This is a genomic window from Pseudoglutamicibacter albus, assembly GCF_031458175.1.
Classification (GTDB): domain Bacteria; phylum Actinomycetota; class Actinomycetes; order Actinomycetales; family Micrococcaceae; genus Pseudoglutamicibacter; species Pseudoglutamicibacter albus.
On record NZ_JAVDXX010000001.1, the window covers coordinates 135,957 to 159,918 of the forward strand.

General features: G+C 59.1%; 21 protein-coding genes. 10 read left to right on the forward strand and 11 right to left on the reverse strand.

Features of this window, described 5'->3' with window-relative positions; all coding sequences use genetic code 11:
* Nucleotides 1–54 precede the first annotated feature (54 nt).
* Both J2S67_RS00550 and J2S67_RS00555 read right to left on the reverse strand, forming a co-directional pair.
* Nucleotides 55–1,584 (reverse strand): class I adenylate-forming enzyme family protein, encoded by a 1,530-nt coding sequence (locus J2S67_RS00550; RefSeq protein WP_310245292.1) that lies wholly within the window; start codon nt 1,582–1,584, stop codon nt 55–57.
* 168 nt (nt 1,585–1,752) lie between these two features.
* On the reverse strand, nt 1,753–2,364 hold the full coding sequence (locus tag J2S67_RS00555; protein ID WP_310245294.1) for a TetR/AcrR family transcriptional regulator: 612 nt from the start codon (nt 2,362–2,364) through the stop codon (nt 1,753–1,755).
* Nucleotides 2,365–2,528: 164 nt separating this feature from the next.
* Here J2S67_RS00555 and J2S67_RS00560 point away from each other — a divergent pair, with 164 nt between their 5' ends.
* Nucleotides 2,529–3,326, forward strand: coding sequence for an SDR family NAD(P)-dependent oxidoreductase (locus J2S67_RS00560; RefSeq protein ID WP_310245296.1), 798 nt, complete (start codon nt 2,529–2,531; stop codon nt 3,324–3,326).
* Between the two features lie 107 nt (nt 3,327–3,433).
* Here the strand turns inward: J2S67_RS00560 and J2S67_RS00565 are convergent, their stop codons facing one another.
* Nucleotides 3,434–4,987 carry an acyl-CoA carboxylase subunit beta gene (locus J2S67_RS00565; RefSeq protein ID WP_310245298.1) on the reverse strand — a complete coding sequence of 518 codons (1,554 nt, stop codon included), beginning with the start codon at nt 4,985–4,987 and terminating at the stop codon, nt 3,434–3,436.
* Between the two features lie 166 nt (nt 4,988–5,153).
* Here J2S67_RS00565 and J2S67_RS00570 point away from each other — a divergent pair, with 166 nt between their 5' ends.
* Genes J2S67_RS00570 through J2S67_RS00580 form a run of 3 tightly spaced genes read left to right on the forward strand, consistent with a single transcriptional unit; the run spans nt 5,154 to nt 7,377 of the window.
* Entirely contained in the window at nt 5,154–5,657 is a 504-nt protein-coding gene (locus J2S67_RS00570; RefSeq protein ID WP_310245300.1) for a MaoC/PaaZ C-terminal domain-containing protein, read from the forward strand.
* Nucleotides 5,650–6,876 carry an acyl-CoA dehydrogenase family protein gene (locus J2S67_RS00575; protein ID WP_310245301.1) on the forward strand — a complete coding sequence of 409 codons (1,227 nt, stop codon included), beginning with the start codon at nt 5,650–5,652 and terminating at the stop codon, nt 6,874–6,876. The genes J2S67_RS00570 and J2S67_RS00575 overlap by 8 nt, the downstream gene beginning before the upstream one ends.
* A gap of 45 nt (nt 6,877–6,921) precedes the next feature.
* A complete protein-coding gene (locus tag J2S67_RS00580) occupies nt 6,922–7,377 on the forward strand; it encodes a cupin domain-containing protein (RefSeq protein WP_310245303.1) in 456 nt (151 codons plus the stop codon).
* A gap of 96 nt (nt 7,378–7,473) precedes the next feature.
* On the opposite strand, the gene J2S67_RS00585 is transcribed toward J2S67_RS00580, so the two are convergent.
* Complete coding sequence (locus tag J2S67_RS00585) at nt 7,474–7,770, reverse strand: hypothetical protein (protein ID WP_310245304.1); 297 nt, start codon at nt 7,768–7,770, stop codon at nt 7,474–7,476.
* Between the two features lie 100 nt (nt 7,771–7,870).
* Complete coding sequence (locus J2S67_RS00590; RefSeq protein ID WP_310245306.1) at nt 7,871–8,860, reverse strand: ABC transporter permease; 990 nt, start codon at nt 8,858–8,860, stop codon at nt 7,871–7,873.
* Between the two features lie 88 nt (nt 8,861–8,948).
* Between J2S67_RS00590 and J2S67_RS00595 the strand changes: the two genes are divergently transcribed.
* Complete coding sequence (locus J2S67_RS00595) at nt 8,949–9,515, forward strand: TetR/AcrR family transcriptional regulator (protein ID WP_310245308.1); 567 nt, start codon at nt 8,949–8,951, stop codon at nt 9,513–9,515.
* A gap of 63 nt (nt 9,516–9,578) precedes the next feature.
* Here J2S67_RS00595 and J2S67_RS00600 read toward each other — a convergent pair whose 3' ends face one another.
* From J2S67_RS00600 to J2S67_RS00615, 4 genes are all read right to left on the reverse strand, one after another.
* Nucleotides 9,579–12,170, reverse strand: a complete 2,592-nt coding sequence (locus tag J2S67_RS00600) for an excinuclease ABC subunit UvrA (RefSeq protein ID WP_310245309.1) — start codon at nt 12,168–12,170, stop codon at nt 9,579–9,581.
* A 10-nt stretch (nt 12,171–12,180) separates the two neighbouring features.
* Complete coding sequence (locus J2S67_RS00605) at nt 12,181–12,423, reverse strand: hypothetical protein (RefSeq protein ID WP_310245311.1); 243 nt, start codon at nt 12,421–12,423, stop codon at nt 12,181–12,183.
* Between the two features lie 123 nt (nt 12,424–12,546).
* On the reverse strand, nt 12,547–13,725 hold the full coding sequence (locus J2S67_RS00610) for an IS1249 family transposase (RefSeq protein WP_310245177.1): 1,179 nt from the start codon (nt 13,723–13,725) through the stop codon (nt 12,547–12,549).
* Nucleotides 13,726–13,755: 30 nt separating this feature from the next.
* The gene (locus J2S67_RS00615) at nt 13,756–14,019 is read right to left on the reverse strand and encodes a TetR/AcrR family transcriptional regulator (protein ID WP_310248633.1); all 264 of its coding nucleotides are present in this window, start codon (nt 14,017–14,019) and stop codon (nt 13,756–13,758) included.
* 194 nt (nt 14,020–14,213) lie between these two features.
* On the opposite strand from J2S67_RS00615, the gene poxB reads away from it, so the two are divergent.
* The 3 genes from poxB (at nt 14,214) to J2S67_RS00630 (ending at nt 19,090) form a co-directional block, all read left to right on the forward strand.
* Complete coding sequence (gene poxB, locus J2S67_RS00620; RefSeq protein WP_310245313.1) at nt 14,214–15,926, forward strand: ubiquinone-dependent pyruvate dehydrogenase; 1,713 nt, start codon at nt 14,214–14,216, stop codon at nt 15,924–15,926.
* 672 nt (nt 15,927–16,598) lie between these two features.
* Nucleotides 16,599–17,315 (forward strand): type I restriction-modification system subunit M, encoded by a 717-nt coding sequence (locus J2S67_RS00625; RefSeq protein WP_285326155.1) that lies wholly within the window; start codon nt 16,599–16,601, stop codon nt 17,313–17,315.
* Nucleotides 17,316–17,398: 83 nt separating this feature from the next.
* Complete coding sequence (locus J2S67_RS00630) at nt 17,399–19,090, forward strand: DUF262 domain-containing protein (RefSeq protein WP_035756487.1); 1,692 nt, start codon at nt 17,399–17,401, stop codon at nt 19,088–19,090.
* 23 nt (nt 19,091–19,113) lie between these two features.
* On the opposite strand, the gene J2S67_RS00635 is transcribed toward J2S67_RS00630, so the two are convergent.
* Together J2S67_RS00635 and J2S67_RS00640 are read right to left on the reverse strand one after the other, a co-directional pair.
* On the reverse strand, nt 19,114–19,446 hold the full coding sequence (locus tag J2S67_RS00635; RefSeq protein ID WP_257000633.1) for a hypothetical protein: 333 nt from the start codon (nt 19,444–19,446) through the stop codon (nt 19,114–19,116).
* A gap of 37 nt (nt 19,447–19,483) precedes the next feature.
* Nucleotides 19,484–19,696 (reverse strand): recombinase zinc beta ribbon domain-containing protein, encoded by a 213-nt coding sequence (locus tag J2S67_RS00640; RefSeq protein WP_232219300.1) that lies wholly within the window; start codon nt 19,694–19,696, stop codon nt 19,484–19,486.
* Nucleotides 19,697–19,758: 62 nt separating this feature from the next.
* On the opposite strand from J2S67_RS00640, the gene J2S67_RS00645 reads away from it, so the two are divergent.
* Both J2S67_RS00645 and J2S67_RS00650 read left to right on the forward strand, forming a co-directional pair.
* Nucleotides 19,759–20,883 carry a type I restriction endonuclease subunit R, EcoR124 family gene (locus J2S67_RS00645; protein ID WP_310245314.1) on the forward strand — a complete coding sequence of 375 codons (1,125 nt, stop codon included), beginning with the start codon at nt 19,759–19,761 and terminating at the stop codon, nt 20,881–20,883.
* A 258-nt stretch (nt 20,884–21,141) separates the two neighbouring features.
* Nucleotides 21,142–23,955 (forward strand): choice-of-anchor M domain-containing protein, encoded by a 2,814-nt coding sequence (locus J2S67_RS00650; protein WP_310245316.1) that lies wholly within the window; start codon nt 21,142–21,144, stop codon nt 23,953–23,955.
* Nucleotides 23,956–23,962 lie beyond the last annotated feature (7 nt).

The following is a 23,962-nucleotide window of genomic DNA, read 5'->3' on the forward strand; positions in this document are numbered from 1 at the left end:
CCCTTTCGGGTAAGAAGTAAAGATGGGCGTGTGAACCAGCTACCGATGCGCGGGTCAGATCCAGTCGAGTTGCTGCTTGAGCTTGGACTTGACGAGCTTTCCGGCGGGAGAGCGCGGGAACTGTTCGGCTGTTACGAAGACGATCTTTTTCGGCACCTTGTACCCGGCCAGATGCTCGCGCAGGAACTCTTTCAGTTCGTCTTCGGTGGCGTTCAGATCGGAGCGTAGGACGACTGCCGCGCGGACTTCTTCGCCCCATTCGGGGTCCGGAACGCCCACGACTGCCGCTTCAAGGACCGCAGTGTGAAGGTAGAGTATCTGCTCTACCTCTGCGGCGTAGACGTTCTCACCACCGGACTTGATCATCTCTTTGAGGCGGTCACGGAAGAAGTAATAGCCGTTCTCATCGGTTACTGCTAGGTCTCCGGTGCGGAGCCATCCATTGCGGAACGTGTCCGCGGTTTGCTCGGGCCGGCCGTAGTATTCGAGCATCAGGGCTGGGCCGCGAACACAGATTTCCCCAAGTTCGCCGGTCTCAACTTGGTTGCCGTCAAGATCTTGAAGCTCTACTTCAACCATGAGGTAGGGCTGGCCGATCGAGCCATCGACGTTCTCTTTGAGGATGTCTTCTGCCTTGAGTCGGGTCACCATAGGGCCTGCTTCGGTCAAGCCGTATCGGAAGTACAGTTCGGTGTCCGGAAGCATCTCAGTGAAAAGCTCTTTGTCTGGCATCCGAAGCAAGCCCGCGCCTGTGTGCACTGCCTTCAGGTGCTTGCGAAGAATTGGGTTGTCGAAAGAACGTAGATCTAGCATCTTGCGCACCATGTTTGGGATGAGGAACGTGTTGGTGATGCGTTCCTGCTCCACGGTCTTGATGAAGTCATCTACATCGAACTTTGGGGAAAGAACGCTTGTAGCGCCCGCAATGAAATGCGTGACGAGCCAGCAGAGGAGCCCAGCGGTGTGGAAAAGTGGCGTGACGATCAGGCAGCGCTCATTAGTTCGGGTTCCGAGCTGGCAGTCGACCATCTCGTTCAAAGCGTTTGCTACAGCCGAGCGGTGGGAAAGAACTACGCCCTTAGGTGTCCCGGTGGAGCCGCCGGTGTAGAGAATGCATAGCGGCGAATCGAGGGTTGCTTCTGAATGGAGGGGGCCTGTGCCGATTCGCAGACCGTCGATCTCGCTTTCGCGAATGATGCGAGGGAGAGTCTCCTGAGTTTCTGAAAGTTTCTCAAGAGCTTGGTCAATGAGGTCATCGAAGCGTGATTCGACGATGATGACATCAGCGGAGGTTTCTGCGATGCCTTGTGCACACTCCCTGACTGACCAGCGCCAGTTATAGGCGACATAGACGGCATCGGCTGAGGCGACGGAGAAGAACATTTCAGCGTTGAATACTGTGTTGGAACCCATGACGCCGATGTTTGTTCCTGCAGTGACCCCTTGTTCTTTGAGTCCGCGGGCTAGGGACCAGGCCCGTTCTGCAAGCTGTGCAAATGTGACGCGGCCGTCGATGCCTACCAGAGCTTCTCTTGATGGATGTTTCTGAGCGTTAAGCTCTATCCAGGCGCCTATCGTAAGCATGCTTTTCCTCCTGTTCCAGCCGATCGCTTATTAGGAAGCGAACAAGCGTTCGTACGCCCATCGTATGGTGCGCCCCTCTTCGGCGCAAGAGGTGAAAAGTAAATGACATAAAAAGATGCCCCCGCCTGAGCGCGGGGGAATCGAGTCTGGTGGGCTTGTGGGATTGATCTATTTTCTAGCGTCAACTAGTTTGTCTGCGTCTGGCACGCCAAGTCCGCGCAGGGCGATCTTTGAGTAGATGTCCACGATCTCGTCGAGGGAAAGGCGGCCGTCCATTTGATACCAGGTGGCAATATCGGTACCTAGCGCGATGATGGCATAAGCGTGCAGGCGGGAGTCGAGGAGGGTTGCGAAACCCGCGCGCTCGGCGTCTTTGATGATGTCCTGGATGCGTCGTACATAGTCGCTACGCTTATCCGTGATTCCATTGCGGGCCTCTAGGCTTAGGAAGCGCAGGTTGTTGTTGCCGATGAAGACCTTGCGGGCTTGAGTCGCATGGAACCGCAAGTGGCAGTCGATCGCACTCAAGAGTCGGTCGATCGCTTCGGTTTTACCGTCAAGGGCGTTGTCCAGGTCCGCAATGATGTCATCCATGAAGCTCCCCATGACCTGTTGGAGGAGGTCTTCTTTACTAGAGATGTGGTTGTATAGACTGCTCACCTTGACGCCAGCGGCGGAGGCGACCTCGCGTAGTGTTGTAGCCGAGAATCCCTTGACAAAGAAAAACTCGGTCGCCTTCTCTCTTACTGCAGCAGCGGTCCGCTGACCCTTTGTTGCCATGGTTGTTGCCTCACGCCATCTTCTTGGTTTATCTCGGAGTGTATGACGGTGCACTCCGTTGACATTGCAAGTCCATTGTTGCAAACTCAACAACTAACGCTTGTTCGCTTTTGGTTTCGAGCCGGTGCTTTTCTGACACTAATACCTTCGAAAGAGTCTTCAATATGATCAATAAGACCAACATAACCTCTTCAATACCGTTCTCCTCGAAAAAAGATCAGCCTCGACGTGTTCTCGTCACGGGTGCCGGCGGTGGGATGTGTGCGGGAATCAACGAGGTCCTGGCGCGGGCGGGTCACCTCGTTGTGTGTACCGACGTGGACCAGACCGCAGTGGAGGTCGCAAGCGAACGCATCCGAAGTATCGGCGGGCGCAGCGCAGCCTACTGCGTTGATGTGACGGTTGAGGGCTCCGTGGCGGAACTCGCGGCTCGTGTTGACGAGGAATTCGGTGGAATCGACGTCCTTATTAACGCAGCCGGCCTACTTGATCGGAAGTATTTAGTTGACCATGACGGGGTATCGTTTGACCGTGTCATGGCAGTGAACCTCAACGGCCCATTCCGTATGATCCGCCACTTCACGCCTGGGATGGTCAGCCGTGGATGGGGGCGAGTCATTAACATCTCCTCGATCGCGGGCACTACGGGCTACCCATATCCCAGCTATGCCGCCTCAAAAGCCGGCCTATCCAACCTCACTAGGTCGCTTCTGATCGACTTCTGGGGCACTGGTGTCACCGTGAACAACATCTGCCCGGGTGTTGTTGACACCAAGATGGTCATCCAAGAAGTCAGGGAACAGGTCAAAGAGAAGGTGCCGACCCAGAATATCGTGGACCCGCAAGAGATAGGTGCTTTCATTGAATTCCTGCTAAGCGATAACGCTAAAAACATCAATGGTGCAGACCTCATGATCGATGGCGGCGCCACCCAGATCTTCAGGCTCTTCGACGACAAGTAATAGCCGTTGTTGCGCTGACGAAAGAGCGGCTCCCACTAGTCAACTGAAATATCAGTTACCAACTAGTGGGAGCTGCTCTTTAAGGTCCCGGCCAGTGCCCTACTTGTTTAGACAGGCGTGACAGCCTGGCGGCGTTCAACAGGCACGGTATCGCGCTTGCTGTACAGTGCGAGCCTGCGCGTCAGATCGTCACGTAGATCGTTAGCGGGCACGACTGCCTCAACCGCGTTAGCGTTTGCGATCTTGAAAACATCGATCTTCTCCGCGTATTCGGCGTGCTTCTCTGCGATGAACGCCTTGCGCGCCTGGGGATCCTCAATAGCGTGGATCTGGTTGTAATAGATGCCGTTGACCGCCGCATCCGGCCCCATGAGGGCAGGGCGGGCCGTTGGCAAAGCAATGACCGCATCGGGGTTCATCGGCGACCCCGACATGGCTAGGTAGCCGCCACCGTATGCTTTCCGAACGAGTACGGTGATCCGCGGAACCCGGCACTCCGATACCGCGAAAATCATCTTCGCGCCGTGGCGGATTATCCCCTGACGCTCAACCTCTGAACCGATCATGTACCCGGCAATATCGACCAGGAAGATAATCGGGATCCCGTAGGCGTTACAGATCCAGATGAACCGTGCAGCCTTATCCGAGGAGTTCGGGAAGATGGACCCACCCATATGCGTTGGCTGGTTCCCAACCAGGCCCACGGGCCGGCCGTTGATGCGCGCAAAACCTGTGATCATCTCCGGGGCGAAGAGTTCCTTGTATGGGAACCATGTTCCTTCATCGACAAGTGATTCGACGAGCTCTTCCATATCGAAGACCTCCGCCTCTCGGAGGGGGACGATCTCTTCAATCGAGCGGCCCTCACGTGGCGGCACTGCCTCGGCGATAGGGGGTGTTGTTGTCCAGTTAGGGGGCAGGAAGGACAGCCACACGCGGATCGCGGCAACCGCCTCCGAGTCGTCATCCACCAGGACATCGCCAAGACCGGAGACTGTCGAATGCATCTCGGCCCCTCCCATCTCTTCGAGCGTTACCTTCTCGCCAGTAACCATTTCAGCTAGTCGAGGGGAGCCTAGGTAAGCGGTCGCGTTGCCTCGCACCATGATCGTGAGGTCGCACAGTGCTGGAACGTATGCGGAACCGGCAGGGGAGGGGCCGAAGAGTGCGCACACCTGAGGGACGCGCCCAGAAATCTGCACCTGGTTGTAGAAGATGTTTCCCCACGCGTTGCGGCCAGCGAACGATTCGAACTGTTCGTCAATGCGGGCTCCTGCTGAGTCGAAGAGGTAGACGATCGGGATGCCCGCCGCTTCAGCTTTCTTCTGAGCCATGGTGATTTTCTCGAACGTGCGGTTGCCCCACGTGCCAGCTTTGACGCTGTAATCGTTTGCGATGACGCAGACTTCGCGGCCGTCGACTTTGCCGAAAGCAATGACCACAGCATCGCCGGGAAGGCCATCTTCAAATCTGGCTAGCAGGCCGTCTTCAATGTAGTTCTCGTCATCAAATAGTTCCGCAAGGCGTTCACGGACGAGTAGCTTGCCGGTGTCCTTGATCTTTTGCCGATTCTTTTCAGATCCGCCGAGCTTCGCCTCTGCGACGCTGGTTTTGAGGCGATCGTGCACTGTCGTTTCATCCGTTTCGATGCTCTGTGCCATTGCTGTCTCCTTCGGTGCGTTTGTAGCTCGATGCCGAATTCAGGCAAGCGAATTACCCACAAACAGTATACGAACAAGCGTTCGCTAGTCTATAGTTGGTGGGCAGAAGACGGAATTCGATCATCATCACGTGAACACGTTCGCCTGATGGGAATTGGAGGAAGATGTGGCCTCAAGCGGAAATAATGCGGTGAAGACCCGGCCAGATTATTTTTGGGAAGACCTCGTTGAGGGCGACGTCATCATCAGCCCTGGCCTGACCATTACCGAGACTCACCTTGTTCAGTGGGCGGGGTTGACGGGGGACTGGGTCTCCCTTCATCTGGATTCCGAGTACGCGAAGGCAAGCTCGTTTGGTCAAAGAGTTGGGCACGGGCCGCTGACGTTATCGGTGGCGATGGGGCTGCTTACTCAGACGGGATATTTCTCCAACGTTGCAGCATGGCTTGGTCTGGATGAGGTTCGGGCGATGAACCCGGTCTTCATCGGAGACACCGTGCGCGCGCAAGCGACCGCTATCGAGGTTCGCCCAACTGAAAAACCAGGCCGCGGAGTGTGGACTCTGCTCTATGAGGTGAAGAAGCAGGACGGCTCCATAGTCATGACGTTCCGCAGCTCGTTCCTGATGCTTCGCCGAGAAGAAAGCGAGCGTGAGGGTTGCAATGGATAAGATCGCTGGAAACGTAGGGAATAGCAATCTCGATGCCGGCAATGCCGTGCCTTTTTCGACGCGTGAGGACAGCCCTGAGATCGCGAACTTGCGCACCAAAGTACGCGGCGTGCTGCGCGACCTGGTGACGCCTGAACGGTTGATCAAGCATGACGAAGAAGAGGTATACGACGTCGAGCTCTTCGAGGCTCTGGCTGCAGAAGGGCTCGTGGGTCTGGGGACCGAGATTGATGGGGCGGGCCCGAAGCATGCACGTCAAGTCACCGTTCTGGAGGAACTAGGTGCCGGTGCCACCTCAATGGCGGTGAGCATGGTGGTTCAGTACATGGGCGTGGAGCTGCTGCACCGCTATGGTTCGGCGCGTCAAAAAGCTGAATGGTTAGCACCTTTGCTCACCGGCTCTGCGCGTATGTCGTTTGGTTTGAGCGAGCCAGCGGGTGGAACTGATGTGGCGCGACAGATGGCCACTACCGCGAGCCAGCGCTCGGATGGTTCGTGGGTCATCAACGGTGCGAAGAAATGGATTGGCGGAGCATCGACTGCCACATTCATCATCCTCCTTGCGCGCACGGAACCCGTCGACAAGAGAGTGATCGACGGCATCACGATGTTTATCGTTCCGCGAGACACTCCTGGAATAACGACCACGCCGATCGACACGATGGGGATCCGGGCTCTTGAGCAGGCAGACGTTGTCCTCAACGACGTCGTGGTTCCGCAAGAGAGCGTGCTCGGTGAGGTAGGGAAAGGGTTCAGAAGTGTTCTAGCCACGCTCAATGGCGAACGCCTCAACGGGGCTGCGGTGGCGTTGGGGATAGCTCGTGGAGCGTTGGCCTACGCCGTCGATTATGCGAATGAACGCCACGCATTCGACCGGCCCATCGGATCATTCCAAGGGCTCCAGCACCCAATGGTGGATGCCCTGACTCGCGTCGAATCGGCCCGCCATCTGGTGTACAACGGGGCGGAAATGTCGGATCAGGGTTCAGGGGAAGCGGTTGAAAACCTCTCTGGCCTGGCCAAGCTCGCCGCAGCCGAGGCGGCAACAACAGCCACTGACGTTGGTATGCGCGTCATGGGTGGATGGGGTTTCCATAGGCACTTGCCGATGCAACGTTACTTCCGAGATGCCCGGCTCTACACCTTCGCGCCGTTGACGGACGAGATGATCCGCAATCAGCTCGCACAACGCCACCTGGGGCTTCCCCGCTCCACCTAAATGTCCCATCGTCCACTACTAAAACCGCAAAGGAAGGGAAACAGTATGTCCGAGAACAACGAAGAATTCGATATCAACCGCAACGTCCACCTCTTCTCGGTGCAAAAGGCGAGCGATTTGGAAGAGGCACCAGGGCAGACGCAAAACGCCCGCCGTATTTCGGGTGTATCGCGCGAAAACTCGAAAGCATCGAACATCTGGTTCGGGAAGGTCTACACCGGACCGGGCGAGGTTTCGGGGGCACACCACCACGGCGAGGCTCAAACGGGTGGATATGTGTTCAAGGGTCGCGGCTACATCCGTTACGGTGAACGCTACGAAAAGATCGTCTACATGGAAGAAGGGGACTTCGTGTTCGTTCCCCCTTACATGCCGCACATTGAAGGTAACGCGAGCAAGACTGAAGAGCTCATCTGGATGACGACGCGCACGCCGGACAACATTGTTGTGAACCTGGAAGATCAGGACATCGCCGACATCGAGATTGACTACCGTTCATGACGGAATGGTGAGGTCAAAAATGGGTCTTGCAGTCCGGCTGAAACTCGGGCGGCAAGACCCATTTGTATGTTCAATGAGTGGCTCAGTGTGCTTCTATTAGTCGCTTGGTCGGGTATGGTCGGTGGCGAAGTTTGCTCCCTGCGGCTCCGGATCCGGTTGGGAGTCCTGGACTCCCAACCCCATCCGTACTGATTGCGTCGTCTCCAGATCCCGGGCGTCAGGCTTGGGTGGCTTTTCTTTTTCCGGTAGAGCCTCCTGGATGAAACCGCGCAGCGTGAGCAGAAATCTGAAAATGATCGAGTACAGCACCACTCGATAGAGATACGGCAGAAAACCAGGGGCCTCGCGGAGTTCATTGCCGTTCGCATCGACGATGCTGTTCTTGGCAGTCACGGTGGACTCACCCGGCGAGGGCGGGATGGCATGACCAGGACGGGGCGGCACGTAACTCGCCGCCCCGTCATAGCGCCAGGTGCTTGTGTGTCATCTCGACCTAGCGTGATGCGCGGGTGCGGCGCGCCCCGATGGCCATGAGGATGACACCAACACCGATCCACGCCAGCAGGACCCATGCCGAGCCGCCGAGTCCGTTGCCGTCAAAGTAGGCGGCTGAGCGGAGGAAAGTCCCGGACGCACCAACCGGCATGAGTTGACCGAAAGTGCCCCAGCCGTCGGGCAGCCACTGCGGGCCGGCCATAAAGCCGGACAGCGGGTTGGAGATGAACAGCATCAGCACGGCGCCGAGGCCGACGCCCGCGAAGCCCATGACCGAGTGCAAGCCGAGGATGGTCGCGGAGATCGCAAGGATGCCCAGTGAGAGACCCGTCCAGAGGAGCCAGAAGTTGCCGTCCACGGCGTGGAACCACGGCTGCAGGATCGCGGCTGCGATGAGCCCACCGAACACGGCCACGCCAACCGCGCCGGCCGTCCGCTTCGTCGCGGAGGTCAGCTGCGCTGCGAGCAGTACGGCCGAGGCCATGCCGCCGAAAATCAGCGGCAGTAGCGCCGAGTTGAGGCCCACACCCTGCGGGTCTTCAGGGGTCATAGGTGCGACGTCGTTGACGGTGACGTTCTGCCCGCTGGCTTCCAGTTGGGTTGACATACCCTTGAGGGCTGCGGCGTAGGGTGCGCCGGCGCCGCTTGCGATGGTGATGGTGGTTCCGGTGGGTGTTGCTGCGATCGCGCCGATGGTTTCGCGGTTCTCCACCTTGGCGGTGGCGTCTTCAGGGGAGTCCGCATCGATGACCTCGAAAGCCCCGCTTTCTTCAATCTTTTCCGTGAGTGCTGCTTTGACTGGTTCCGGCGCGGACACAGCGAGCGGAAGGTTGTTGGCGCCCGAGTTGATGGCTGGGGTGATGAAGGCCAGCAGCATGAGCGCGATGACCGTGCTCACCAGAGCGGTGATGGCACCCGGGCCTAGGCGCCGCTTCTTTGTGGTGTCTTGCTGGACTGTTTCTGGTGTGTTGCTTTGCGTGGTTGGCATGACGCCTCCTCGATAAGTGGAGCGGTTCGCTCCGTTTCTAAGTGGAGCATAGCGCTCCGGATATACTTAATGCAACTGAGGAGGTCACATGAGGCGTCAGATGAGAGCGGATGCGGAACAAAACCGCGCGGATATCCTGCGAGCTGCGTGGGCGTTGTTTGAAGAGCATGGAACGGGTGTCTCGCTGCGGGCCATCGCCGCCGAGGCGGGGGTGGGGATCGCTACGCTGTACCGGAGTTTCCCTACGCGTGATGATCTTTTGCTGGCGCTCGCTATGCAGGCGACCGATGAGGGGCTTGCCGCGATGGATTGCGCCTTGGAGTGCTGGGATGAGGACCCAGAGGCGGCATGGCATGGCTTCGTGCGGTCGATGGCGGGTGCGCGGGTGAGCGCTTTCTTGGTGTCGCTGGGCGAGGAGAATGAGGACTTCGTTGCTTCGGAGAAGGTCGCGGAGGTTAGGGCGGAGCGGCTGGCGCGCCTTGAAGTGATCCTTACGCGGGCGCGGGACGCGGGGCTCGTTGGGGATATTGATGCGATGCGGTTCATGGCTGGCATCGCCGCGGCGACTCGCCCGCTACCGCCGTTCGTTGAGGAATCCATTCCGGACTTGCATGAATGGCTCGTTGACGTCTACCTGCAGGGGCTCCGTCCGTAAGGCGTGGCTTCACTCAGTCGTCGCCGGTGCGGGTGTGTGATTCCTGCGCCCCGGCAGCCAGGCTCAGCGCAGGCCGGCCCGTTCGGCCAACGCTTGGGCTGTAACCGAGCGCGAATCCGGGCACACACCCTGCTGAGCAACCACCGCCGGTGTCCCGGTGGCCAGGATTTGGCCGCCCTCGTCGCCGGCTCCCGGGCCAACGTCGATGACGTGATCAGCCTGCGCCACCACCCGGAGGTCGTGCTCAACCACGACCACCGTCGCGCCGTCCTCTACCAAGCGACGCAACTGGGCAAGCAACAGGTCAACGTCCGCGGGATGCAGCCCCGTCGTCGGCTCATCCAAAAGGTACAGGCTGTGCTTGCGGCTGGATCCGCGTTGCATCTCGGAGGCCAGTTTGATGCGCTGCGCTTCGCCACCCGAAAGCTCCGGGGAACCCTGCCCCAGCCGCAGATAGCCCAGGCCGAGCGCGTGCAGGAGCTCGACCGAGCGCAGAATCCGCGGCTCCTCCGCGAAGACTTCCAGCGCCTCATCCACGGTCAGCGCCAAAACATCCGCGATGCTGCGGCCGTTCCACTGCACCTCAAGGATCTCCGGCTTATAGCGCTTGCCGTGGCAGGCCGGGCAAGTCGTGTAGGTGCCGGGCAGAAACACCAGCTCGACCTCGATGCTGCCCGCACCATCACACTCCGGGCAGCGGCCCTTCGTCGTGTTGTAGGAAAAATCAGACACCGACATGCCGCGCCGCTTAGCCTCCGGTGTTGCGGCGAAGATCTTGCGGACGTGATCGAAAAGACCCGTGTAGGTCGCGACAGTGGAACGCACGGTGCGGCCAATCGGCTTCTGTGTGATGTGAACCAGGCGGTGGATCTTATCGAGCCCCGTAGCGTTATCCACCCGGAAATCCTCGGAAGGGTCGGAACCAGCCGCGAACTCAGCATCCGCGTCCTCGGCGGTGGCCTCATCGGCGCCCACGACCTGCTTGGCCGAACGCGCCGCCACATCAGCCAGCACCCCGATGACCAAGGTGGATTTACCGGAACCGGACACGCCTGTGACGGCGGTGAGCGCACCCAGCGGGAAGTCCACATCGGCCCCATCGAAAGCGCGCGCGTGCACGCCGGTCAGGCTGATGGATTCACCGGTGCCGGCCGGGGTGTCCGTCAGCTCCGGGAAGTCCGCGTTCAGTGCGGCAGCGGTGGGCGAACCCAACTGCTCGGCGCTGGCGCGGAACTCGTCAGTGGGGCCGGAGAACACCAGCTGCCCACCGCGCTCACCGGCGCGGGGGCCGATATCCACGATCCAATCGCACCCGGCCACCAGGGACATATCGTGCTCCACCAGAAGCACCGAATTACCCGCGTCGATAAAGCGCTGCAGCAGCTCAGAGACCGCCTTTCGCTCCACGACGTGAAGGCCTGCCGAGGGCTCATCCAGCACATAGGTTGTGCCGAACAGGTTCGAATTCAACTGAGAAGCCAGCCGTAAGCGCTGATGCTCACCCGCAGATAAGCTACGTGCCGGGCGGGACAGGCTCAGATGCCCCAGCCCCAGCTCGATTGCCGCGCGCACCGTGGGCAGCACCTGATCCAGCAGGAGCTTTTCGGCCTCGTCGTGCTCATTCCACTGCTGCTTAGCGATTCCTTCCAGGTGCTGGAGGCGGTCCTCCAACGCGGCCAGCACGTCCTTCAACGCCAGGTTGTTGAATTCGTCGATCGCGTAGCCAGCGTAGGTGACCTGCAGGGTGTCCGGCTGAAAGCCGCGGCCCCGGCAGGTTGGGCACATCGATGAATGCATGAAGGAAAGTACTCGGCGGCGGTTTTTATCCGACTCCGTCTCCGCTAGCGTGTCGGTGAGGTAGGTGGCTACCGATCGCCATTTGCCTTTATATGAACCGTGCACGGCGTTTTCGTCCCGCACAGGGTGGACGGTAACCACCGGTTGCTCGTCGGTGAATAGGATCCAGTCGCGGTCCTTTTGTGGAATGTCCCGCCACGGGATGGTGAGCGGGTAGCCGAGGGTGCCGAGGATGTCCCGGAAGTTCTTGCCCAGCCACGCCCCTGGCCACGCGGCGATCGCGCCGTCCCAGATGGACCGGCTCGGGTCCGGCACCATCGACTCTTCTGTGGGCCGGTGCACGGTGCCGGTTCCTTGGCATTCGGGGCACATGCCGGCGGTGGTGTTGGGGGAGAAGGCGTCGGAGTCGAGCCGGCCGTATTCCAGCCGCTCGCGCATGCCGGCCGGGTAGCTTCCGGAGCGGGAGAAGAGCAACCGAATACTGTTCGACATGTTGGAGATCGTGCCGACGGAGGAGCGTGCCCCGCCCAGGGTGGTGGACTGCTGCAGAGCCACTGTCGGCGGTAGGCCGGTGACCGACCCGACGCGCGGGTTGACCGCACCACCGATGAGCCGGCGAGCGAAGGGGGCGACGGACTCCAGGTAGCGGCGCTGCGCCTCACCGTGGATGGTGCCGAAGGCGAGGCTGGACTTGCCCGAACCTGAAACGCCGGTGACCGCGACGAGGGTGTCGCGCGGCAGGTCAACGTCGATGTGTTTCAGGTTGTGTAGGTGCGCGTCACACACCCGGATCATGGGATCGTGCCCCGCGCGCGCCGATGCGTGCGGAGACGGGACTTCGGGCTGGGCGTGAGTCATGGTGGCCACTCTATCGGGCAGGCCGGGCCGGTGTAGGTGGTGAAGGCTCGACGATCAGCGCTAGGCCCGCATCGAGGTCTGCCAGTAACTGCTGAGCCGAGTTTTTCGGGCCGTTGAGGTAGTCGATCGTGAGTCCGTTGACGAGTGCCGTGACCAGCCGAGCTCCTTGTTCAGGCGATAGCTTGCCGTTCAGTTTCCCATGCTGTTCAGCCGCTGCGAGCCCGTTGCATACTAGCGCCCGGAAGCTCTCCACCTCGGCGTCGTATAAGTCGGCTAGCCAACCGCGTAATGAATGCTTTCGCGATGATGTCGTTTCGCGTCCCCATTTGAGGGTTAAGGGTCAAAATGTGTGTCTGGTTTGGGTGTGTTGCGGGGGTTAGATGTGGCCTTTTTGGATGCCGATTGAGTGTGTGTAGGTGGTGTCGATAGCGTTGTCGTAGAGGGCTGGTCGTCCTGTTTGGTGGTCGGCTTGGTTCTTGTTGTGGGTCAGGGCTGGTACTTTGGCGAGTTGGTTTTGGCCCCAGTTGGACTGCCTGGCGATTTCTGTTGGATCGTCAGGCAGTTCTGTTTTCTGGTAGAGCCACCATTCCAGCATTTTTCGTTGGTGTTCTCCGGTTCTGCCGCGGTGGGTGCGGGTGAGCAGTTTCAGTTCGGCGTTGATCGCGCCTTCAAGGCTGTTGGTGGTGGATTTGATGCGGTGCCGGTGCTGTAGTTCGGTCGGTGGGTTGAGGTAGGTGAACAGGAGGTTGTTACGCCATAGGTGTAGCAGGCTGTTGTAGGCCTTACGGGTGTTCGGGTGTGTCCAGGCCCAGTGGCGTTGTTGGGTGATTGGGTCTGTGGTGAAGGTTTTCTGGTTGAGCCATCTCCGGTAGAAGGTGCCGTATTCATGGAGTTGCCTCGCCCAGGTGGCTGCTTCATCCAGGGTGGTGATCCGGGTCAGGTTCCGTGCTAGTTGATAGATCGCTTTGCCCGCATCGGTACGCGGGTGTGAGGTGGTGTAGCGTCGTACAACTCGTTGTGCATGCACCAGGCAGCGTTGGATCACGGTGGCAGGCCAGCATTTCTTGATAGCGCTGGCGGCTCCTTGTCCTCCATCGATGACAGCGATCACTGGTGCGGGGATACGTTGAAGTAGTCGTTGGTAGTCCAGGCTGGTTTCACGCTTGCACCAGTGCCAGGCCAGGACATGATCGAAGGTGGCTGCCACGATAAGACACCCGGCACCGGTGTAGGTTCCATCGATAAAGATCTGGTCATAGATCGTCCCGGCGTGTTTGATCATCGGGTCGGGTACTTCAACCAGCCAGCACCAGCTAAACCGTCGCTTCAACGTCGAAGGGCTCACCCCGGCCTGTTGTGCGGTGTCTTTCAAGCTACGGGTCGAGGTGCAGTGAGCGATGAACTGCTTGAACACTGCTGCTTTGGTGATGTCAGTCCGGGTTTTGGTGCTTGAGGCTCCACAGAGTTTGCACCGCCACCTTGTCCTACCTTGTGTGGTGGTGCCATTGCGTTTCATATCGCCACCGCAGTGGCATCGTGGTCTGTTCTTCGGCATCCAGCCACCACACCACTAGCCGGTAGCACATCAAGGGCACCACACCGAGGAATGAACGCTCACACCACCGATATATGCCCAGCAGCCATATATATCCGCTGAAACCCGCGCCAACACAGCCGAAAACACCAACCCCAGACACACATTCTGACCCTTAACCCCCATTTGATACTGGACAGTCCCAGGTGCGACCCCCGCCTCTGCAGCGACATTGCGCACGCTCAGGGCATCGAGTCCTTTGTTGACCATCACTCGAATGGCGGCGTCGGCTATCAGCGCTGGGGAGCCGGTGATGGGAGTCTACCTTGCGACGATCGGTGGGGCCTACTGTGGCGAGGTTTCGCATGAAGCTGAAGGTTCGCGCAAACTGTTTACTTCCCGTCATCCGCGTGGGTACGTTTCGTGTAGCGAATAAGAGAAATGCCTCGTGAGGGTCGGTTGAAGATGTGCCGGTGTTACCGGGGTTCGGGAAGGCGGAAGGCTGAACGATGGCAACTATTGCTGAGAACGTGGTTGAAACTCTTGGGGCGAGTGGCGTAAAGCGAGTTTATGGCGTTGTAGGAGATTCCCTTAACGGTTTCACTGACGCGATTCGAGATTCAGATATCGAGTGGGTCCATGTCCGTCACGAAGAAGTCGCAGCCTTTGCGGCTTCTGCTGAAGCGGCGCTGACCGGTGAGCTTGCGGTGTGTGCCGGTAGTTGCGGACCGGGAAACCTTCACCTCATCAACGGGCTTTACGATGCTCAGCGGTCACGTGTGCCGGTCCTAGCGATTGCGGCTCAGATTCCCGGTGGGGAGATCGGTTCTGGCTACTTCCAGGAAACCCATCCTGTTGAACTGTTCCGGGAATGCTCGGTCTACGTTGAAGATGTGAGGTCGGCGCAGCAGATGCCGAGGGTTTTGCGGATTGCTATGAGAGAGGCACTCTCAAAGAGGGGAGTGGCTGTTCTCGTTGTTCCTGGTGAGATTTTCCTGGAAACAACGAAAGCTGCCGCCGAGGTAATCGTGGAATCCAAGTCGCACCAGGTTCCGGTAGAAGCTGATCTGGTTCAGGCTGCCAAGCTTCTCAATGACTGCAAGAAGGTCACGATCCTGGCGGGAGCAGGCGCTGAGGGCGCGCACAACGAGCTAGTGGCGCTTGCCGATAGGCTGCAGGCTCCCATTGTCCACGCCCTGCGCGGTAAAGAGTTTATCGAATACGATAACCCGTTTGATGTGGGGATGACCGGGCTGCTGGGATTCGAATCAGGGTATCGGGCCATGGAAGCCTGCGATACTCTCTTGATGCTGGGGACTGACTTCCCGTACCAGCAGTTCTTCCCAGAAGATGCCACGATCATTCAGGTTGATATTCGTGGAGAACAGATTGGTCGGCGCACCCCTGTCGATCTCGGTCTGGTGGGTGGAGTCAAAGAAACGATCGACCACCTGCTACCCAAGCTGCAAAAGAACAAGTCGAGCAAGCACCTCAAAGCGATGCTCAAGCATTACGGGAAGACCCGTAAGGATCTTGATGATCTGGCTACGCCTTCGCGTCGCACTATTCATCCCCAATACCTGACCAGGTTGATTGATGAGGGGGCTAGTGATGATGCGGTATTTATTCCCGATGTTGGATCCCCGGTTATTATGGCTTCCCGGCACCTGACCATGAATGGGAAACGGAGACTCATTGGCTCCTTTATTCACGGTTCCATGGCCAATGCCCTACCCCAGGCGATCGGCGCTCAACTCTCTCACCCGGATCGTCAGGTGATTGCCTTGGCGGGCGATGGTGGGCTCGCCATGCTCATGGGTGACCTTCTTACGCTCACAACGTATGACCTGCCGGTCAAGGTTGTGGTTTACAACAATTCTTCGCTGAACTTTGTTGAATTGGAGATGAAGGCAGCAGGGTTCGTGACTCACGGAACCGGTCTCGATAATCCGAACTTTGCTTCCCTTGCGGAGGCGATTGGGATGAAAGGTTTCAGGGTGGAAAAGTCGAAGGACCTGCCCAGGGCGGTTGAGGATTTCTTGGCCCATGATGGTCCAGCGATTCTCGATGTGACAACCGAACGCCAAGAGCTCACCCTGCCTCCCACAATTGATGCCGAGCAGGTCAAGGGCTTCACGATGTACGCAGTCCGTACGGTGCTTGACGGCAAGGGAGCCGAGCTCGTCGACCTGGCAAAGGCCAACCTGCGGCAGCTGTTCTAGGTGGGATAACGTTTCCTCACAAACTGGATGGGGAGCTCGCCGATGCTATGTTGCAGTGTCCAAGTGCTTCCCATCCGGGTAAGGCAATGCCTGATAAAACCGCGTCGCGAAGTAGCGCAGTTACGGAGCTTCATGCCCGCCGAGTAGAACCGGCTCGGCGGACATTACTAAACGGGAGACACTCTACGCACTAACCCTCAGAATGTATGTCAGGGTCTTTTCTGGGTTTCCAAATCAAAACTGGAAACGTTCGTCGCATCTGAATGGCTCAGACATTCTGGTCTGTTTGTCACACTCTGCCCCTTCGAGGCATTTAGCCTGCTTTGTTGGCCTCGCGGGGCCCGCTATTTTTCCGCGGCTGGAGCGTGCTGCTGGCAGGCTCGAGTATGAAGGTAAGGTGACTCGGCTGTGGATCGCGGCGATCGTTGGCGTCTACATGGCCTACAGGGGTGCGGCACAGCTAGGGCTGATGGGCGGCTAGGTAGCAAGGGGTGGCGAGCTACACGGCAGGCGACGTGGTAGGTGCCGTGTCGGCCGGTGTCTGGCATTACACGCCCGCCGCCGCGCAACAACCCGCGCCTTATTGCTCTTGGCAAAAGGACCTGACGTTTCCTGTCAGAAATGCTTTTTTCGGGCTGTTTTGGCCTGCCCTGATTAATGTGAGGGGTTGTTGTGGGTTCTTTGTCGCGTGAGGTTCAGCGGGATCGTCTGCACCGGACTATTTGGGAGGTCGCGAACGAGCTCCGCGGCGCGGTGGATGGCTGGAATTTCAAGAGCTATGTGCTCGGAATGCTGTTCTATCGATTCATTTCGGAGAACCTCGCGACCTTCATCGAGAAGAACGAGGGCGAAGGCTTCAGCTACGCGGACCTGAAGGATGAGCAGGTTGAGCCGATCCGCCAAATGATGGTGGATGAGAAGGGCTTCTTCATCCTCCCGTCGCAGCTGTTCGTGAATGTGCGCAAACGGGCGGCGCAAGATGAGAACCTGAACGAGACGCTAGAGAAGGTTTTCCAGAGCATCGAAGGCTCCTCGGTGGGGCACGCGAGTGAGGACGACCTCAAGGGCCTGTTCGATGATCTTGATGTGAACTCGACCCGCCTGGGCAACACGGTGGAGCGCCGCAACGAGAAGCTGCGCAAGCTGCTTAACGCGATCGGCGACCTCGACATGGGCGAGCAGCACGATGAAGGCATCGACATGTTCGGTGACGCTTACGAGTACCTGATGCAGATGTATGCCTCGCAGGCCGGTAAGTCCGGCGGCGAGTATTACACGCCGCAGGAGGTCAGTGAGCTGTTGGCGCGCCTTACGGTCATCGGTAAGGACAGCGTGCAGCGCGTGCTGGAAGCTTTCATGCCACGCTGGATACAAGCGCGCGCGAACTAGGATTTGGCCGCCTGACTGGTTCACTTCGCAATCCATGAGCAATTTGAGAGAATGCCATCTAACCGACGACTTAGGGGCAAGTAATGACTGGCGAAAATAGGCAGCTCGATGCAAAGGAAATAAGCGTCGGCAGGCTACTTAATGATGGAGACTACGAGTTTGTCATCCCTGAATACCAACGCCCTTATGCCTGGGGCGTAGAGGAAACCCTGCAGCTCCTTTCCGACTTGCTTGGCGCGCTGGAACGTGACACTGATGAGCCTTATTTCCTCGGTTCCGTCGTCTTGGTCAAAGACCCAAGCAACCCCCGCGCTGAGGTCATCGATGGGCAGCAACGACTGACTACCCTCACCCTTTTGCTTTCGCTTTTACGCGACCTGGCTACCGATGACGAATTGCGTAGAGACATCCACAAGCTCATTGAGGAACCGGCGGTTGGCTGGGAGGACAAGGCCGCTCGCCCCCGTTTGGCACTACGTCCACGCGACAACCAGTTCTTCTTAGAGAACGTCCAACAGCAGGGCGGCACTCTCGGGTTGGTCGGGCTGAGCGATAACATCCCGGAGACGGACGCCCAGCGCGGTCTGCGCGACAACGCCAAGGCACTCTACGAGGAGTTGCAGGGCCTTACTTCCGACCTGCGCAAAGATCTGTTTCGCCTCATCGCACGACGAGCATTCTTGGTCATCGTCGCAACCCCTGACTTGAACAGTGCGTATCGTATCTTCTCGGTAATGAACGCTCGGGGACTGCCTTTGTCGCCCCAGGATATTTTCAAGTCCCAGATCATCGGTGCTATCCCTGAAGATCAGAAGCAGCATTACGCTGACCGGTGGGAACGTCTTGAGGAAGATTTGGGTCGCGATGAGTTCGGAGATCTGTTCCCTCATATTCGTGCGATTAAAGCACGCACCCGAAGTGTCAGGAATTTGTTGCAGGAATTCCCTGAGCAGGTTCTCAACGTTTATCTGCCTGACAACGGAATCGGTTTCATGAAGGAAGTTCTCGAGCCGTATGCCAAAGCAAACATTCGTCTGAATGCTCAAGACTTCCAAGGTGATGTCCCACTTTGGGAGCAGATCAACCATTGGCTAAAGCGTTTAACTCAACTCGACAATGATGACTGGCGTCCCCCGGCTTTGTGGGCGATCACCGAACACGGCGAAGACCCCGAATTCCTAGTGGCGTTCTTCAGCAAGCTCGAACGCCTGGCTGCCAGCATGCTTGTCCGCCGGGTCTACTTGACGCCACGACGGCAGCGTTACATGGAGCTACTCAAACAACTCGCTGATGGGCATGGTCTGGATTCGCATAGCTTCGAACTCACCGAAATTGAACGGGCAGAGACGTTGGAACGCCTCGACGGTGACATCTACTTGGATACGCGTGTTCACAAGTATGTGTTGCTACGGCTGGACTCCGTGCTGGCTGATGACCCAGGAGCTTCCTACGACCACAAGATCATCACGGTCGAGCATGTTCTGCCTCAAACCATCGCTCCCGATAGCCAGTGGGCCTCGAACTTCACGGAGGAAGAGGCAGCGACGTGGACGCATCGTCTTGGGAATCTATTGCTGCTCAACCGCCGGAAAAACTCCAGCGCCGGTAATTACGACTTCGACGTTAAGAAGGAGAGGTACTTCAAGTCGGGGAAAGGTGTGGCGGTGTTCGCACTCACCACGCAGGTACTTGGAGAACCGGTGTGGACTCCGAGTGTTATCGAGCGACGTCAGCAAGTGCTTGTTGAGACCTTGATTAAGGAGTGGCAACTCTAGTCACACCCTGACACCTTCCCAAGTTACGGCTTGATGGCGAGTACTTGGGTGCTGCCGTCGCGGAATCGGAAAGCCACGGTACCGTCGACATCGAGGGTGCCTTTATCGAGCAGCGCCACGCAAAGGTAAGGGCTGAACTCCAGCTGCTCCAAGTCAAGGTTGGCAGTTTCTTGCTGATAGTAGCGGTAGGCAGCTAGCGGGTTCTGTTTGTTTCGGATCTCGGTGACCACGGCAGCGTGGTCAGCTAGGAGTGCCTGATGTTGCTGATAGATACTGCTAAACGTTTTCTCGTAGGCATGCTGGTCTTGAGCAACTCGTGAGTTGTAGGCAATCAGTGCCGGGAGCTTCTTAGCCACCTGCTCAATCTGTGCGAGCAACCCGGCGGCTTCAACTTTAAGGGCGCTTGTATCGAGTACGTTGGTGACAGCCTCGCTGACGGTAGCATCTTCCGATTTGCCGAAAGTGCAGAGCGATCGCTTCTAAGAACACCTGTTTCAGGCGCTCATCGTCAACGTGCTTGGTAGCGCACTTGGTGTCGCCTTTGTATTTGTGGCCGCAACGCCAGATGACTTTCTCGTACTTACTTCCGGCGTGCCAAGTTTTCAAGCCGAAGAAGTGCCCGCACTCGCTGCAGATGATCTTGGCGGAAAAGGGGCGGGTGCGGTGCTGTGCAGTTGCCCTCCTGCACCTTTAACGAGGACGCCAACGGAGACAACCTCCAGAACTACTACCGCGACCTCTCCATGCGGGTCAAAGACCGCGAAGTAGACCTGCTGCTGGTCGTGAACATGTTCCTCACCGGCTTCGACGCCCCAACCCTGAACACGCTCTACGTAGACAAGAACCTGAAATACCACGGCCTGATCCAGGCGTTCTCACGCACCAACCGCATCCTCAACACCGTCAAACGGTACGGGAACATCGTGTGCTTCCGTGACCTCCAAGAGAACACAGAAGACGCCCTCGCGTTGTTCGGGAACGCTGACGCGCAAGGCATCGCGCTACTGGAGCCATACGAGCACTACCTGGACCAGTACCGGCTCAAAGTCGCAGAGATGCTGGCCTTCCATGCCCCCGGCACCGGGATGCCAGCAAGTGAAAGCGAACAGCGGCACTTCGCCGAAGTCTTCGGCGAGATCCTGAAGCTACGGAACCTGTTGGCCGGATTCGATGAGTTCCCCGAGGATGATGACCTCACCCCGCGCGACATTCAAGACCTGCAGAGCGTCTATCTTGCGGTGCGCGATGAGATGCGCGCGGATGCCGACGCGAACGAGCCGCAACCGGAACAGCTTGAACTCGTATTCGAGATCGAGCTGATGCGGCAAGTGGAAGTTAACGTTGACTACATCCTCATGCTGGTTGAGAAGTTCCGCGAACCGATGCTGAAATCCCAGGTTCCGGACTACCAGTACAAGGAACAAGTACTGCAGGCGGTTGAAACAAGCCCGACCCTACGCGATAAACGCGACCTGTTCATGGACTTCATCGAACTCGTCAACACCGACGCGAGCGTAGCCGAACAGTGGGTCGCATTCATCAGCCAACGCCGCGAACAAGAACTCGACACACTCATCGAAGAAGAGCGGCTCCGCGAGCCTGCCGCTAGGGACTTCATGGAGAGCGCCTTCGACGCCGGGGAAGTCCCCCGCATCGGAACCGACATCGGCAAGGTGCTACCCCGCATGAGCTTCTTCGGCAACACCACCGGCGGTGAGAGTCGCGCCGAAGTCAAAGAACGCGTGCTCGACAAGATGACCGAGTTCCTGGAACGCTACGAACCGCTCGGGTGAGCGGTGCTAACCGCCGGCAACTGCAAGTACGACCAGTCGCCCCAGATGAACTGTACGTAAGCCGCGTAAGGGGGCTGACAGCACTAGCCCTGTGGCACGACAAGCGCTAGCGATGTGGCGTCGCGCCCGCAGATCCGCTAATGTTGTCTCGCCAGCTATTGTAAATGAGAATGATTAGCAATAAGAGAATTGTTGGCATCTGAATCATTGGCAACAGCGCCATCATCAGCAGAGTCATCACCAGCTAAGGAGCGGTTCATGCGCGTCCTCCGGGCAACCCGTGCCTCCATCGCGGCTGCGGCCATCGCGGCAACCACCTTCGCCACCGCATCGAGCATCACGGCATCGCTGACGCTCGGCGCGGCTCCTGCCTACGCCGGGCCGGATGATGGCCGCAGCGTGGAAACGAAAGCGCACATCGACGCCCCTAAGGTCTTCTGGAACAAGCAAGCTGGCACGTTCGCGATCAACTCGCAGGCCAACGGGAAAACCGTACCGCTCGAAACCACCGCCAACTGGGTGGGCCGCGGCTACAACGACGACGGCAGCCAAAACTACACGTTCCCCATCACCTCGGACCCGCGCCTGGACTTCCTCGGCAAGGACGGCCAGCTGCTCTACATGGCGCCGCAAGTTCCAGGGCCGGGCAACAGCCCCATCTGGTCGGGTTTCGGGGCCGATACCGCGGTGCCTATCGAGCAGTTCCAAGACGGCAACTTTGCGCTGGAAATGGTCGGCTTCAACGGCCCTGGCCGGATGGAGATGTTCAATTATTCGACGTTCGGTAGCCTGCCGGTGACGCGCCTGTTTTCTTCGCATGACAAGGTTTCGCGCACTGTGTGGCTGGACCCGGGCACGCACACGCACAACATCACGACGTTCACCAAGCCGGGCCGCTACGAAGTCACGTTCGACGCGACCGCCCGCACAACCGACGGCCGCTTCATTTCCTCTAAGCCCACGACGCTGGTGTGGCGGGTAGGCGGTACCAACCCCGCCGATGAGAAGCTCGGCGACGTCCGCGCCGCCTACAACAAAGCGTCCAGTGTGGGTGCAGCGGTGCAGGGCGACGCTCAGGAAAGTGCGGCGGAGGGTGCCGCGGCTTCCAAACCGACGTTCACGATCGCCCCGCACGCCGGCAGTGAGCGTGACGGCGACAAGAACCTCACCGACCTCACCTTCAACGCCGGCAACGAGGACGCTGAGGGCACGGTGGTGTTCTACATCGACGGCTACCACCTCGCCGAGGTTCCGGTGAAGAACGGCACCGCGACGTGGAGCGAGATGATCGGCTCGCAGACGTCGAATTTCCAGGCCGTGTTCGTGCCCACCAAGGGTGCGGCCCGCTGGATTAGTGCGCCGCTGAGCGCCGCCACGGGGCAGAAGGCCGTGTCCACGCAAGAAGCGGCTGAGTTCCCTGAGGAAACCCCCGATGCGCCGGCCGGCGAGTTCTCGAAGGGTGAGGTCACGGTCGGTTCGCGTGATGTGTCCGTGACCGCGCGGCCGCAGGACAGGAGCGATCTCATCACCATCGACACCAAGCCAGCCGATGATTCGCTGATCTATAACGTCACCGGCGGCTTCTATGAGGAAGGCTACGACGAGCCGACCTGCCCCGTTGAAGGCGTGAGCGGACCGGGCCGCCGCACCATCGTGGCGGACAGCGAATACTGCAAGGGCGACGACTATTCGCTGCGCCTCACGCTGGAGCCGCAGCCGCGCGCTGCGATCGGCAACACTGACGTGATCGACCTCGGCCAGGTGAGTGGCAAGGGTAAGACGGTTGAGACGCAGTTCTCCGGCGTCGGGGAAAGCAATGAGCCAGTTCCTGGTGAACCGGCGCCGGGCGACCCTGAGCCGAACCCGGGTGATGGCGACGACGGGACCGAAGGTTCCGACGGCGCGGTCTTGGACACGCCTGTGACGATCAACAACGGCCACGTGGACTTGCGTGCCATGGAGGTTGACGGGAAGTTCTCTGTGGCGTTGGGTGATGATTCGCGTCAGTACGCCAAGGAGTCCGTGCTCCGAACCATCAACTCGACGACCCTGGAGGTCACCAAGCTCGCGAAGGTTAAGCGTGAGGGCAACGTGCTGGCCGATGAGAGCTATGACGTGCTCGGCCCGAAGGGTAGCGAGCTGTATGTTCTGCCGCAGGGTCAGCAGCCGGGGCGTGTGTGGCCGGGCTTCTCGAGCGAGGCCCTGGACCGCGTGAAGTACCCCGAGGGCGCAACCATGACGCTCACCCCGGTGAGCGCCCCTGAGGGCGGTAAGTGGTTCGCATACACCGAGAACCTGGGCGCCATCAACCGGATGTACGCGTCTAGCGAGAAGACTTCCGACGTGCCGCTTCCTCCGGGCACGCACATGCACACCGCGTGGGCGTTCACGAAGCCGGGAACGTACACGATCGATGTGACGGCCCGCGCCAAGCAGTCCGGCGACGGCGAGCAGGGTGCCCAGGCCCGCAGTGCCGCTGGAAGTGGCAACGATGGGGAAGCGGTTGCTAAGACCCAACGCCTCACATTCGTGGTCGAGAAGAAGTCCGCCACCGATGAGCCTGGCGCTTCGGAAGCTCCGAGCGAGAATCCGACGGCGGAACCAACGGAAGAGCCGACGGAAGATCCAAGTGAGGAACCGACCGAGCAGCCGAGCGGGGAACCGTCCCAACAGCCGACCGCGGAACCTAGCGCGGAGTCTCCGGAAGCTCCAAGCGCGGAGCCAACGCTGGAAACGGGCGCCGAGCCGAGCGACCAGCCGACGGAGCAACCTTCAGCGGAACCGTCCGACCAGCCGTCTGAGCAGCCAACCGAAGAGCCTTCGGAATCGCCAAGCGCGGAGCCGACGCAGGAACCGGGCGCCCAGCCGTCAACGGAACATCCGAGTGAAAGCGCGGGCCCCTCAGCTCAGCCAGGTGAAGCCGGCGATCGTGCTGGGGCGGGATCCGCATCGGACGCTGGAAGTGACCTAGCACGCACGGGCGCGGCGGTGTTGGCTGCGAGCGTGATCGCCGGGGTGGCGGTTCTCGCGGGTGTCGTGTTGTTGTTGGTTGCGCGCCGCCGCAAGGGCTGAACCCCTG